Below are 12,585 nucleotides of genomic sequence, written 5' to 3'. Positions count from 1 at the left end.
CCTCGCGAGCGCAGGCCCTTGACAACACGCACCAGCCGCAAACTTCACGGCCTTGGTTCTAGCCCCGTCTGGCCCCCGTGGTCCGGCGGGGCTTCCTTGTGCCCTCACAGGGCCGTACAGGCATTTCCTGACGCTCCGTCAGATCAGTCATTCCGCACACTAGGACCGTTCCGTAAGGACCACTAGGCGCAAGGAGAGATGCCATGAGTACGGAACTCATCCAGGAAATCGCCCGGCGTATCCGCGAAGAGTTGGGCATCACGGGAGTCAACCCCTTTGAGATGACTGACGACATGAACGAAGCGTCCCGGGAAATCTTCCGCAGCATCACAGGTGGCGCCAGCGTCTTCCCGGCGGCAGTCTGAGCACCACCACTGAGCCCCCGTTCCGGCAGCGCACCGGACGGGGGCTTTTGCGTTTCCCGGGAACGGCTCCACATGACCCCCTGAGCGCCTTTCAGGGCTCCACTGGCGCCGGGCGCCGGGGAGGCTGGTGCAGGCGCCCAGACGGACGCACAGCCATTCTCTGATGGGGCGTCAGGCGCGGAGTGTAGGAACAGCGCGGGTGGCCGACCAAACTACACACCCCTGAAACCCCTTCTGACCTGCACTTTTACTACTCACTGACCGCTTTCTATGTAGTAAGTATTAGAAGTGCCTAACGCAATAAGAAATCTAGTGGCATTGGGCGCTTCTCGTACACAGCACGGGCTTTCCGGTCCCCCAGTGGCAAAACACCAGGTCAGAGCCCCTTTGCCTGGTGTGTAGTTTCTGCACTACTCATACAGCGGCAACAGCTTCCGGTCATTCGACTCCCTAGACCAGTTCTGAGGGCACCTTGCCCCGCTGAGTCCCCGGAGGTTGACCCATGATTCTTGGCCGTGATTGCGCATGGGACGCGTGCGAGAAGCCCGCCCGTGCTCGCTCTGACTACTGCTCGCAGCGCTGCTATGTGGCTGCCCGCCGGTTTGCTGCGCTGTCTGACGCAGAGCTAGCCGCCCGGCAGGAACGGGAGAAGTTGACGCGTGCGCGGAAGGCGGCAGCAATGCGCCAGCGGGCAGACCAGGAAACGCGTCGGTCGCTTCCCTGTGTCGTCTGTGGGGCTCAGCTTGAGCGCACGAAGTCTGGCCGCATTTCGAAGTATTGCCGGGAAGCCTGCCGTCAGCGCCGTAAGCGTGAGCTGTCCAGCCTGGCCCCGGGTGGGGTTTCTCAGTTTCTCCGGTACGCACACGCCGGTCCTAGTGTTCGCGCTAACGCTGAGGCATTCTATGGCGCTTATGTGGCGTGGGCTGATGCTTATGGGATTGAGCCGCTGAGCCCTTCCGGCATGCTTCCTGAGCTTGAGTCCGCTGGATTCCGCATTGAGGGAACTGGGGAAGATCAGGCCGTCGTTTTCGGCTCAATTCCCGAGTGACGCGCATCACATAAATTCGTCAGTTCGCAATGTCCGAATGCATATGTTTCGCGGGCGCTCGACTCCCTAGATACATTCTGAGGGCAGAGAAGACCGGCCGGACACCACGTATTCGTCGGCATGCCTGCAAACGCCCGAACACGCCGGGTTATGCGTGTACCTCCGAGGTAGGCCCCGGCCTGTACTTGGCTTCTCTCAGCGGGAGTGGTGTCCGCGCTGTGGGAAGTGAGTGCAGGCCGGGGCCTTTCTGCATTAAGGACACCACACCATGACCACTTATGCCGCCATGCACAAGCTACTGAAGCAGCTAAAGCTACCCGCGAAATACTCCGCCTGTGACTGGTGCGGGCTCACCGCCTCTGACTGGGCTTACCAGTGGGATGACCCGAACGCCCTGGACAGCGAGCGCGGCCCGTACAGCGAGAACACCACCAGCTATGCACCCATGTGCCGTCGCTGCCATAACGCGTTCGATGACGCCCACCGGTCGTACAGCCCTGAGCGCTTCCCATTCGAGGTGGCGCGGCTCAGGGTAGCTGCATACGGCGCTGTGAGCGATGAACGGCGCGCGGCTGACTCTCGGACCCGGGAACGTAGCCGCGAGGCTGCCCTACGGCACATAGAGGCTCAGGAAGCCACCAAGAAGACCCGCCGCACAAAGGCGGAGTCCGCTGCCGCTCAATCCGCTATGGCGCTCATGGCGCGTGGTTACCGGCACAACTCCCTAGAGCGTGGTAAGCGCTGATGACTCACGCTGGCTGGCTTTCAGAAGCGCTAAGCGTCGCCCTTCTGGTGTCGCTGATCTACCAGGCGGCAGGCGTCATTTAGAGACCAGGGCAGGGGGGCTTAACTAGAGCCATATGGGAGCCCTCCTGCCCTCCCTTTCTTGAGCCGGGCTCGGAAAATCCATGAGATCCGAGCCGGCTGACCCCCTTACCCACGAAATCCGGAGTGATTCCAATGGACGCTATCGGTGCGTCACAAGCCATAGCCATTCTCGAAGAACACGCAATCGTGCCAGCAGATGAGCGCCCCCGTGCTGAGCTGTTCGCGGCCCTTGCCGTGCTCCGCATCCTCGCTTTGGGAGGTGGCAGTGCCGAGACTGAGTGAGGCCGACCGCGCGCATGTAGCTGCGTTTGTGGCTGTCGTTGGCGAAGCTCTTGAAGAGGCACCGGGTGCTGATGCAAGCATCCGGCTTCTTTTCGACGCGTGTAAGGACGTGAGTGGCCCGAGCTTCATTCCCCTGGGCACCTTCGACCGGCTTCTACGTGCCACGGGATATGAGCGCACTGAGCGGCGCTACGGAAATCGCTGCATCGGACTTCGACCCAAGAATCCCGCGTTTCACGACCGGGCTTTCTACCATCGCTAGGCACCTCCGAAAATCCGTAGGTGACAACCACGAAGAGGAATTGACAAATGACTGAAACCCCTTGGTACATACGCCCCGCCGACCCGGGCGCGATTGACACCAACGACCCTGAGCGCAAGCGCAAGCACCTAGAGTCCATTGCATCTTCGGCCAGCGCTGAGGCTGACGCCATGGTGTCGCACCTAAAGGCCGCTGAGGCTCGTGGAATTGAGATCGACCCTTCAACGCGAATGGCAATGGGGTACGCCACCAGTGCTCGCAAGGCTGCCGCTCAGCTAGGCGACGATCCGCAGCGACAGGCCAGCGTGAGCGCTGAGGGAATCACCCCGGAACAGCGCATTGCGCGCGGCTACGGCACCAGCAACTGAAAGGGCACCAGACACCATGACTGCACTCGACCTTGAGAAGGCACGTAAGACCGCTGAGGCGGCTGCCGCAAAGCTGGCTGAGGCTGAGGCCGCTGAGGCTGCCCGACAGGCTGAGAAGGCCGCTGAGCGCGCTCAGAAGGAATATGAGCTAGCGGCCAAGTTCCTTGAGGACCGGGCGGAGCTTGAAGCAAAGGTCAAGGGCGAAAAGCCCAGCGCTGATGAGATGGCTGTTGCGCTCGAAGCTGGGACCCTTACCGTTCTGGTTACCGATTATCTAGCCCGGCGAGACGCTATCAATTCCCTTCGCGCTCATGCCCAGCACTGCGCGACGCTGGTTGGGGAGGATGCGGACGGCATTTCTGATCTCCGTTACGTCGACCCCGTGGACGAACTGAGGCGTTGGCAGGAAGACGCTATGTATGCGCTTCGGCGCAAGCGGGCGGACGCCATTGCTGCTGAGGCGCTGGCAGCGTACGAGGTGGACTGATGGCGCACGATGCCCTAGACCCTGGCCCTGATGGTTCGTACCCCTGGTTTCCCCGGCTGCCGGATGGTTCGCCCGCCTGGTCTGATCTCTGCCCGGCTGATTACCAGGGGACACGAATGCCACGAGGTATGACCACCATCGTGCGGAATGGTCAGCGGTACCTCATAGACCAGACTCCGCGCGGCAGCGACGGTAACCCGATCAATCCGTCGGTCATCCCTCCGCAGTAAGGCAGCAAATGAACTTCGACAGTACGCATCCCATTGACGAAACGCTGTTGCAGCCCGGTCCGAAGTGGGATTACCCCAACTGGCCCCGGGACGCTCAGACCGGTGAACCGCTGACGCCTTCCGCGCAGTACGCCCGGGGTGTCACCGGTGAGTTGTACCGGATTGAGGGCGGCAAGACTTACCCGCTTGACCGTGGGGTTGCGATGATTTTCCCGCCGGTCATTCCACCTGCCTGAGCGGTCACGTCACGGGCCGTGTTGCTGGAATCCACCCACCAGCGGCACGGCCCTTTTGCTGCCCACACAAACGGATCGTTTAGCCATGCCGTCTTTTTGCCTCCCTGCCGCGCTTCCCTGTGTCGGCAAGGGGGTCCCTCCCCGGGTGTGCTGACGCAACCAGGCACCCCGAGCCGGCGAAAACCCCCAGGATTCCTGACCTGCGCTTTTCCCTGACCGCCTCTTCGCTGGCGCGTGTGCTGGCGTGAAGGAGTAGACCCGTGCTCGCTGATGACTGTGCACCCTCGCATGCTGCTTCGCTGGCTGAGTCCCTGAGATACGGGCTCAGCTATGCCGACGAATTGAGCGCCATGCTCGCTGAGGGAAAGCCGGATGCCGAAAGAGCGGCAGTCCTGGTGCAATCCATTCGGAACATGCTGTGCGCTGCGGAAGATGAGCTAGACGCGCTGGACGACGTACAGCAGGAGATAGACGCCGTGGCCGCAATTCACGGGCTTACGGATGCTGAGCTATTCAGCGCCATTACCGATGCCCCCACCTCCGAAAATCCGTAGGTGATACCCCCATGCCTTCTAAGCCCCCTCGCCCCTGCGCTCAGCCGGGGTGTCCTGAGCTGGTGCGCGGCAAAGACAGCACGTGCGAAGAGCACACGAGACAGCGAGCAAGCCAGCGTGAGAACCGTGGTGGTAGTTCCTACGGAAGGCGCTGGAATACCACTGTCCAACCACAGTTTCTCTATCGCTTTCCGTGGTGCGTCCTCTGCGGTCAACCAGCGAGGGTGGCTGACCATTGGCCGATCAGTCGCCGTGATCTCGTGAAGCGCAATGAGCCGAACCCTGATGCCTTCAAGCACATGAGGCCATTGTGCAAGCCCTGTGATGCCAAGGAACGGCCTAAGCGCGAACCAGGCGGCTTCTACGCCGAACAACGATCACAGCAGGAGTCGGCAGAGCGTGAATACCGGCGTTGGGCTGACGACGTTCCGCCGTTCTGATCTCCGCCGACCCTAGCCACTGGGGGGTGACCCCCTCCGGGCCTGAATGGAGCGCGGCAGGGAGGGAAAAAGCTAGCGCCGCAACTCAGAGCGTTTGCGCGGGGCGAACCCTTCGCTTAGGTCGCTGCCTGCCGGGGATACGGAGTGCCATTTTCGTCTGTGACCTCTGCCAACGTTGCGGGCTGCACTTCGACGCGGAGCATGGGCCAGGGAGTTGGGCCCTCAGCGCTCCCACCCGTCAAAAGCATGTGGCGAACAAAGGCACCTACCAGGAATTCGCGCTCAGCTAGACGGCTGATGTATTGCTGAAGGGTCTTCTCTGCATCCCGATTCTCTCGGACGCTTACAAGTTCCCCGGCTATGTCGAGGTAATCACGCAACAGATCCATGAATTCGATGATCAAATCTTCGTCGTCGTCATTCAGATGATCTGGCAGGGCGTACTCAAACGTGACGCTTTCCTTAACCATGTTCCAGAGCGGGTTTCCCCGCGTAATTAGCTGCAACACCTTGGGCTGAGGGAACAACGGATCAGGCACCAGCCTCATGCGGGTTTCTTCGGCTTCCGCCCTGGAACGCACCCACGCCTCATGCTCCGTTTTGATTAGCCGGAGCCGCTCCACAGTGAAATGGTTTGGCTGATCGTCCACCCGCTTGTGATCCTTGCTGCACAAGAGAATCAGGTTCGTGTGGTGGTTAATCAGATCCTCTGCCAGACCTCCTGCCCGGGGGCCGCCCTCTGAGCGTGCGACGATGTGCGCTTCCTCGCCAAATACAGAGGGGTCATCCGATGCAGTCCCAGGCGTGATCACCTGCGCTTTACAGATGGCGCAGAGGCCACCAGCCTGAACCCACAGAATCTTTCGGGTCTTCTCCGAAACGCCCATGCTTCAACCTCTCGCAAGAGAATGAAAATTCTGTCTGCCCCGTGCCCGCCGCCTGCCTGGTGGCCGGTGCGGGGCCTTTTTGTGTCCGTTGGCGGTCGAAAATGGGCACCTTTCGCCGGCTGAGGGTGGGTGGTGCTCTGACCTGCGCGTTTCCTGGGTGGCCACTTTGCGTCTGTGTGCGCTGCCGTGAACTAAGGGGGTGTCGGCTAAGCCGCCTGGTGCCCAGCGAGCAAGGCAGCGACTTCTGGCACTTCGGCGTACTCCTGCAACCGGCTGAGAATGACCCGCACTCGCTCCGCCACTCTTTCTGACGGTGTGTCAGCTCCCAGGGAAATGACCCGCTCGGCTACGGCTGCCGCCTCTTCTGGTTCGTTGGCATCAGCGAGCGCCACGGCCAACCAAGAGAGGTACAGCGCCATTTCCCGGGTATGCGTGGCGTCATAGGCGCTGAGGACTTCCCTGAGCAACGGCACGGCGCGCAAAGGCCGGTGAAGCTCCGTGTAGACGCGCGATTCCATAACCCTGAGTTCGCCAGCGTCCACCCAATACAAGTAGGCAGGTGATTCCGTCCCGGGGCTGTCTTCGCTGAGCGCCTGCCCAGCTTCCCCCAGTGCCCGCATGGCCTGTTGCCCGTGCTCGATTCCCCCGGCTTTCGTGTGCGCCCATGCCACCCGGTCCAGATACAGCGCACGGGCTTTCGGGGGTGCGTCGCTGCCAGCGTCATGCAGGGCCGCTTGTGCCAGCGTCACGCCTTCCGATTCACGCCCTGTGTTGCTGAGTTGGTAGGCGAGTGACCCGGCAATGTTCCCGGCAAGGGTGTGGTCTTCCGCCTGTCGAGCAGCGCTGATTCCTAGCCGGTAAATGCGCTCGGCTTCCGCGTGCTGTCCGGCATCGCTGGCAATCCATCCGGCAATCTGTGCCAACTCTCCGATTTGCCGCAGAAGTTGTCGCCCTACTTCTCCACTGAATGTGTTCTCTCGGTACAGCTTTACCGCGCGCCGAAGGTCCCGGAGTGCCGGGCGGATTAGGTCCCCGCCTGCCAACACATCATCAGCCAACCTGAGCCCATGCACGCGCTGTTGTAGGTCATCCACTTCCCCCATGCCGACGCGACGCCCTGAGCGCCCCTCTAGCGGGCTAAGGGGGTCCCCTTCGGGCAGGAAGTCATCCAGGGTCGGCAAAGGGGCCTCAGCGGGCTTCTGGGGCTCCCTGAGTGCTTCCACGGACACGCCTAGGGCGGCAGCGAGGAACGGCAGCCATTCGCGGGGCGTGCGCTTTCCTGTCTCCCACCGACTGACTTCCTGCCGTCCGACCGGATCACCGATCACTCCGGCTGCCCGACAGACCTCATGCGCTAGCCGTGACTGGCTCCAGCCGCGCGCTTCGCGCAGACGTTTGATGTTGGCCCCGATGCTGCTGCCCATGTGCCCATTCTGGCCGACAGTTGGCCTACAGGGGGCCGCTAGTCAGTGATCAATCCCCGAAGGAGTGTGGGACGCCGGACAGGCGACGTGAGGGGATGGCATGGCAGCGACCACAGCGACCAACACTGAGGCGGATTACGTGACCTACGCGCCTGACGGGTCCAGGTGTGCCGACTGCAATAAGGAGATCAGGCGACTTGAACCTTGCCGCCGCTTCACTGCCGAACGGCAGTCAGGTTCACCGGCCGCCGTTTACCGGCATTTTGAGTGCCCGGCATGACAGCACCAGCGAAGCGCACCAGCGCCCGTGTGAGCGCCTTACCGGACCCGGAGCTAGTCAGCCTCATAGACGACCCATCAGGGCCGTACGCGCACTCTCCTGACGGCTGGTGGGCGGAATACGGCGGAGCGCTCGACTCGGCTTCCGGGGTGGTCTACTTCCCGCCGACCGCTGAGCTTCCCGCCTGCCCGTTCCCGTGTACCAAATGCCGCGCCAAAGGGAGGCAGCGTTGAGGGATGTTGACCGCTGGCTGAGAGAACCCCGGCGCGGACCGGTCGACCCTGAGACATGCATTGTGTGCGCGTCACTTCGGGGGCAAGTCAAGGCAGCCGCCCGTACGGAAGATCCGTTGTTGGCAGTGGCGACGCTGTCAGCGATGCAAGTGCACCGGGAATTCGGTCATCAGAATTGGGTCAAGACGCCTGAGCCTGCCGCATGAGGCTGCTACGTGGGGCGCTGGTGGCGCTGGCTGCATTGGCATGGGCAGGGACGGTTGCATTCATCGTTGCGCGAGGGTTCGCCGCCTAGGCTCCCGCCCCTCCCGTGACTGTGGCGGCGCAGTGCGGGAGGGGCGGGCACAGCCGCTGGTCAGACGTGCGCGGTAACCTGGGGTTCCCTTGGTTCACGGGCAGGCGATGTCGCTCCAGATCTCGACACGCAGGGTCACGGCTCTCTCCGGCTCGTACGGCGGCGGAGGCTCTCCCCGCAGGTGCGGGAACGTCCGCGAGCGCGCGTTCATTCCTCGCCCGTTGTGCCGTCCCGAGGGGCGCGGCCGGCCGTGGCGGACCGCGGCCGGGCGTGCCCCTGAGGTGTCACCGCTCCAGCCGGCCGTTGAACCGCCGGGGCAGCCCCAGCGGGTTGTCGTCGCGCAGCTCCGGCGGCAGCAGCGCCTCCGGCGCCCCCTGGTAGACGACCGGCCGCAGCCACCGCTCGATCGCCGTCCCGCCCACCGAGGTCGACGTGGACGTCGTGGCCGGGTAGGGCCCGCCGTGGTGCTGGGCCGGGGCCACCGCGACACCGGTCGGCCAGCCGTTCACCAGCACCCGCCCGGCCAGTGGTGTCAGCTCCGCGAGCAGCTGCGGACCGCGTCCCTCGCCCGCGGCCTCCCGCGCCGACAGGTGGACCGTGGCCGTCAGGTTGCCCGGCAGCCGGGACAGCACGGCCGTCGCCTCGTCCTCGTCCGCGTAGCGGGCCACGACGGTGACCGGTCCGAAGCACTCCTCCAGCAGCAGGTCGTACGCCCCCTCCTCGGCCAGCTTGCGCGCGGGCACCGTCAGGAACCCCGCGCTGACCGTGTGCTCCCCGCCCGCGCCCGGCGTGACCGGCGACTCCACGCCGTCGAGCGCGGTCCGCTCGGCGACCCCGGCGAGGAAGTCGTCCCGCATCCGGTGGTCGAGCAGCACCCCGGCCTCGGTGCCGCCGACCGTCTCGGCCAGCGACTTCACCAGACGGTCCCCCGCCGCGCCCCGCGGCGCCAGCACCAGCCCCGGCTTCACGCAGAACTGCCCGACGCCCAGCGTCATCGAGCCCGCGAGCCCGCTGCCGATCTGCTCGGCGCGCTCCGCGGCCGCCGCCTCGGTGACCAGCACCGGGTTCAGGGAGCCCAGCTCGCCGTGGAAGGGGATGGGGACCGGACGGGCGGCCGCCGCGTCGAACAGGGCCCGCCCCCCGCGGACGGAACCGGTGAACCCGGCCGCCGCGACCAGCGGGTGCCTGACCAGCTCCACGCCGGCCTCGAAGCCGTGCACCAGGCCCACCACGCCCGCGGGGACGCCGTGTTCCTCGGCGGCCCGGCGCAGCACCTCGGCGACCAGCCCGGACAGGGCCGGGTGGTCGGGGTGGGCCTTGACGACGACCGGGCAGCCGGCGGCCAGCGCGCTGGCCGTGTCGCCGCCGGCCACGGAGAAGGCGAAGGGGAAGTTGGAGGCGGAGTAGACGGCGACCACGCCCAGCGGGACCTTGTAGCGGCGCAGGTCCGGGACGGGCGGCGTGGCGGAGTCGTCGGGGTGGTCGATGACGACGTCGAGGAAGGCGCCCTCGTCGACGATGCCGGCGAAGGCCCGCAACTGGTAGCAGGTGCGCGCGAGTTCGCCGGTCAGCCGGGCCGGGCCGAGGGCCGTCTCGGCGTCGGCGGCCTCGACGAGCCGGTCCCGGGCCGCCGCCAGCCGGTCCGCGGCGGTGCGCAGGAAGGCCGCGCGGACCGTGCGGCCGGCCAGGGCCCGCCGGGCGTCGTGCGCGGCCCGGACGGCGGCGTCCACCTGCTGGGCTGTGGCCTCCACCGCAACCTGTTCCCGCCGCTTCCCGGTACGGGGGTCGACACTCCAGACTGGTGCTGCTGCCACCGCGGGTCCCTCCCCATGGCTTGCCGTATGTCCTGCCGCCGTACGGATGTCGTCCACCGTGCGACGCGCCGACGTCGTTCGATATACTGAACGCCGTCTCGCAGGGTGAATGCGATGCGGAGACTATTTCCCGGCGAACGAAGGGGTCAAGGGCTATGCCGGCAGGCGAGACGGGCGGCGGGGCGCAGGTCAAGTCCGCGGTGCGGACCGTTGAATTGCTCGAGTACTTCGCGGGAAGCCCCGGCATGCACGCGCTGGCCGCCGTCCAGGAGGCGGTGGGATACCCCAAGTCGAGCCTGTACATGCTGCTGCGCACCCTCGTGGAGCTCGGCTGGGTGGAGACGGACGCGACGGGCACCCGGTACGGCATCGGCGTCCGGGCGCTGCTCGTCGGCACCTCGTACATCGACGGCGACGAGGTGGTGGCGGCGGCCCGGCCGACCCTTGACCGGCTGTCGGACGACACCACGGAGACCATCCACCTGGCGCGGCTGGACGGCACCAACGTGGTCTACCTCGCCACCCGCCAGTCGCAGCACTACCTGCGCCCCTTCACCCGGGTCGGCCGCCGCCTGCCCGCGCACTCGACCTCGCTGGGCAAGGCGCTGCTCAGCACCTGCTCCGACGAGCAGGTGCGCAAGATGCTGCCGGAGACCCTGCCCGCGCTGACCGAGAACACCATCACCGACCGGGAGCGGCTCATCGAGGAGCTGCACCAGGTGCGGGAGCAGGGGTACGCCGTCGACCGCGAGGAGAACACCCTCGGTCTGCGCTGCTTCGGCGTGGCGATCCCCTACCGCACCCCGGCCCGCGACGCGATCAGCTGCTCGGTCCCGGTGGCCCGGCTCACCCCCGCGCACGAGCAGATGGTGAAGGACGCCCTGTTCGACGCGCGCGACCGGCTGACGCTCGCCACCCGCAGACTGTGAGCCGGCGCCGCGGACGGACGGCTCACCGAGGGGTCTCCGAGGCGTTCCTGAGGCGTTCCTGAGGAAGGGATGAGAAAACGGACGGAAGGGAACGTTCCGTCCGGTGCCGGTCGTCTTCGGTGCGGGATGAACAAGACGATCAGGCGAGCCTCGGTCTTCACGCTGCTGCTGGTGCTGGTCCTGCTGGTCAGGGCCACCTGGGTGCAGTTCTACGAAGGCCGGGCCCTCGCGGACGACCAGGACAACCGGCGGAACACGATCAAGCTGTACAGCGAGCCGCTCGGCAACATCGTCGTGGCCGGCGAGTCGGTGACCGGCTCGGCCCGGACCACCGGCGGCGACCTGCGCTACAAGCGCACCTACGAGGACGGCGCGCTGTACGCGGCGGTGACCGGCTACAGCTCGCAGGTGTACGGCGCCACCCAGCTGGAGGGCGTCTACCAGGACCTGCTGGACGGCACCGACACCCGGCTGCGGACCGTGATGGACACGGTCACCGGCGGGCGCGCCGACCCCGGTGACGTGATCACGACGATCGACCCGGACGTCCAGCGGGCGGCGTACGAGGCGCTGGGCGACAAGAAGGGCGCCGCCGTCGCGATCGACCCGGCGACCGGGCGCGTCCTGGCGGTCGTCTCCACCCCCTCCTACGACCCGTCGCAACTCACCACGGGCGACTCGGACGCCTGGACGCGGCTCACCGAGGACGAGGACAAGCCGATGACCAACCGCGCGCTGCGCCAGCCGCTGCCGCCGGGGTCCACGTTCAAGCTGGTGGTGGCGGCGGCCGCGCTGGAGGACGGGCTGTACGCGTCGGTGGACGAGCGGACGGACAGCCCCGACCCGTACCCGCTGCCGCTCTCCTCCGACGAGCTCACCAACGAGAACCCGGACGCGCCCTGCGAGAACGCCTCGATCCGGGTGGCGCTCCAGTACTCCTGCAACAACGTCTTCGGCAAGATGGCCGTCGACCTCGGCCAGGACAAGGTCCGGGAGACGGCGGAGAGGTTCGGCTTCAACGACGCCGAGCAGGACATTCCGGTGCGCGCCTACCAGAGCGTGTACCCGGCGGACATGGACGACGCGGAGACCGCCCTGTCCGGCATCGGCCAGTTCGACGTGACCGCGACCCCGCTCCAGATCGCCCTGGTGTCGGCGGCGATCGCCAACGACGGCGAGCTGGTCCAGCCGCACATGGTGGCGCGGATCACCGACCACAGCGGCGACGTGCTGGAGGACTACGACGGCAGCGCCGCCACCCGGCGGATCGTCAGTTCCTCCACCGCCGAGCAGCTCCGGTCGGCGATGCAGACGGTCGTCGAAGAGGGCACGGGGTCGAACGCGCAGATCGCCGGGGCCACCGTCGGCGGCAAGACGGGCACGGCCCAGCACGGCGAGAACAACAGCGAGACGCCCTACGCCTGGTTCACCTCCTACGCCACGTCCGACGCCACGGACCGGCAGGTCGCCGTGGCGGTGGTGGTCGAGCAGTCGGACGCGGCGCGGTCGGAGGTCAGCGGCAACGGCCTGGCGGCGCCGGTGGCCAGGGCCGTGATGGAGGCGGCGCTGCGGTGACGCCCTCCCCGGGGGCGCGGGGGGACCGCGCGGCCGGCCGCCGCGAAC

At 66.0% G+C, this 12,585-nt stretch carries 12 protein-coding genes; 9 read left to right on the top strand and 3 right to left on the bottom strand.

Features of this window, described 5'->3' with window-relative positions; translation table 11 throughout:
• The first annotated feature begins 203 nt into the window (after nt 1-203).
• The 7 genes from ACFF45_RS22285 to ACFF45_RS35730 all read left to right on the top strand — a co-directional run bounded on the left by ACFF45_RS22285 (nt 204) and on the right by ACFF45_RS35730 (nt 5,100).
• Nucleotides 204-365 carry a hypothetical protein gene (locus tag ACFF45_RS22285; protein ID WP_381348199.1) on the top strand — a complete coding sequence of 54 codons (162 nt, stop codon included), beginning with the start codon at nt 204-206 and terminating at the stop codon, nt 363-365.
• Between the two features lie 1,316 nt (nt 366-1,681).
• On the top strand, nt 1,682-2,158 hold the full coding sequence (locus tag ACFF45_RS22280) for a hypothetical protein (protein ID WP_381348198.1): 477 nt from the start codon (nt 1,682-1,684) through the stop codon (nt 2,156-2,158).
• 674 nt (nt 2,159-2,832) lie between these two features.
• Entirely contained in the window at nt 2,833-3,153 is a 321-nt protein-coding gene (locus ACFF45_RS22275) for a hypothetical protein (protein WP_381348197.1), read from the top strand.
• A 16-nt stretch (nt 3,154-3,169) separates the two neighbouring features.
• Nucleotides 3,170-3,640 (top strand): hypothetical protein, encoded by a 471-nt coding sequence (locus tag ACFF45_RS22270; RefSeq protein ID WP_381348196.1) that lies wholly within the window; start codon nt 3,170-3,172, stop codon nt 3,638-3,640.
• 238 nt (nt 3,641-3,878) lie between these two features.
• Nucleotides 3,879-4,106 (top strand): hypothetical protein, encoded by a 228-nt coding sequence (locus tag ACFF45_RS22265; RefSeq protein WP_381348195.1) that lies wholly within the window; start codon nt 3,879-3,881, stop codon nt 4,104-4,106.
• Nucleotides 4,107-4,366: 260 nt separating this feature from the next.
• A complete protein-coding gene (locus tag ACFF45_RS22260; protein ID WP_381348194.1) occupies nt 4,367-4,660 on the top strand; it encodes a hypothetical protein in 294 nt (97 codons plus the stop codon).
• A gap of 11 nt (nt 4,661-4,671) precedes the next feature.
• A complete protein-coding gene (locus tag ACFF45_RS35730) occupies nt 4,672-5,100 on the top strand; it encodes a DUF8602 domain-containing protein (protein ID WP_512701196.1) in 429 nt (142 codons plus the stop codon).
• A gap of 116 nt (nt 5,101-5,216) precedes the next feature.
• Here the strand turns inward: ACFF45_RS35730 and ACFF45_RS22255 are convergent, their stop codons facing one another.
• The 3 genes from ACFF45_RS22255 to ACFF45_RS22245 all read right to left on the bottom strand — a co-directional run bounded on the left by ACFF45_RS22255 (nt 5,217) and on the right by ACFF45_RS22245 (nt 10,033).
• The gene (locus ACFF45_RS22255; protein ID WP_381348193.1) at nt 5,217-5,987 is read right to left on the bottom strand and encodes an HNH endonuclease; all 771 of its coding nucleotides are present in this window, start codon (nt 5,985-5,987) and stop codon (nt 5,217-5,219) included.
• 206 nt (nt 5,988-6,193) lie between these two features.
• Entirely contained in the window at nt 6,194-7,411 is a 1,218-nt protein-coding gene (locus ACFF45_RS22250; protein ID WP_381348192.1) for a helix-turn-helix transcriptional regulator, read from the bottom strand.
• Between the two features lie 1,092 nt (nt 7,412-8,503).
• On the bottom strand, nt 8,504-10,033 hold the full coding sequence (locus tag ACFF45_RS22245) for an aldehyde dehydrogenase (NADP(+)) (protein ID WP_381348191.1): 1,530 nt from the start codon (nt 10,031-10,033) through the stop codon (nt 8,504-8,506).
• A gap of 155 nt (nt 10,034-10,188) precedes the next feature.
• On the opposite strand from ACFF45_RS22245, the gene ACFF45_RS22240 reads away from it, so the two are divergent.
• The gene (locus ACFF45_RS22240) at nt 10,189-10,962 is read left to right on the top strand and encodes an IclR family transcriptional regulator (protein WP_381348190.1); all 774 of its coding nucleotides are present in this window, start codon (nt 10,189-10,191) and stop codon (nt 10,960-10,962) included.
• Nucleotides 10,963-11,088: 126 nt separating this feature from the next.
• Nucleotides 11,089-12,537, top strand: a complete 1,449-nt coding sequence (locus ACFF45_RS22235) for a peptidoglycan D,D-transpeptidase FtsI family protein (RefSeq protein ID WP_381348189.1) — start codon at nt 11,089-11,091, stop codon at nt 12,535-12,537.
• Nucleotides 12,538-12,585 lie beyond the last annotated feature (48 nt).

The organism is Streptomyces cinereospinus (genome assembly GCF_042430725.1).
Taxonomy (GTDB): domain Bacteria; phylum Actinomycetota; class Actinomycetes; order Streptomycetales; family Streptomycetaceae; genus Streptomyces; species Streptomyces cinereospinus.
The sequence above is the reverse complement of the archived record's forward strand: the minus strand, read 5'-3'. Positions and strand labels throughout refer to the sequence as shown.

Bases quoted from the DNA above. Each gene is read 5' to 3' on its own strand.
- ACFF45_RS22275 (WP_381348197.1), top strand. From the start codon at position 2,833: ATGACTGAAACCCCTTGGTACATACGCCCCGCCGACCCGGGCGCGATT.
- ACFF45_RS22265 (WP_381348195.1), top strand. From the start codon at position 3,879: ATGAACTTCGACAGTACGCATCCCATTGACGAAACGCTGTTGCAGCCC.
- ACFF45_RS35730 (WP_512701196.1), top strand. From the start codon at position 4,672: ATGCCTTCTAAGCCCCCTCGCCCCTGCGCTCAGCCGGGGTGTCCTGAG.
- ACFF45_RS22280 (WP_381348198.1), top strand. From the start codon at position 1,682: ATGACCACTTATGCCGCCATGCACAAGCTACTGAAGCAGCTAAAGCTA.
- ACFF45_RS22240 (WP_381348190.1), top strand. From the start codon at position 10,189: ATGCCGGCAGGCGAGACGGGCGGCGGGGCGCAGGTCAAGTCCGCGGTG.
- ACFF45_RS22250 (WP_381348192.1), bottom strand. From the start codon at position 7,411: ATGGGCAGCAGCATCGGGGCCAACATCAAACGTCTGCGCGAAGCGCGC.
- ACFF45_RS22255 (WP_381348193.1), bottom strand. From the start codon at position 5,987: ATGGGCGTTTCGGAGAAGACCCGAAAGATTCTGTGGGTTCAGGCTGGT.
- ACFF45_RS22285 (WP_381348199.1), top strand. From the start codon at position 204: ATGAGTACGGAACTCATCCAGGAAATCGCCCGGCGTATCCGCGAAGAG.
- ACFF45_RS22270 (WP_381348196.1), top strand. From the start codon at position 3,170: ATGACTGCACTCGACCTTGAGAAGGCACGTAAGACCGCTGAGGCGGCT.
- ACFF45_RS22235 (WP_381348189.1), top strand. From the start codon at position 11,089: ATGAACAAGACGATCAGGCGAGCCTCGGTCTTCACGCTGCTGCTGGTG.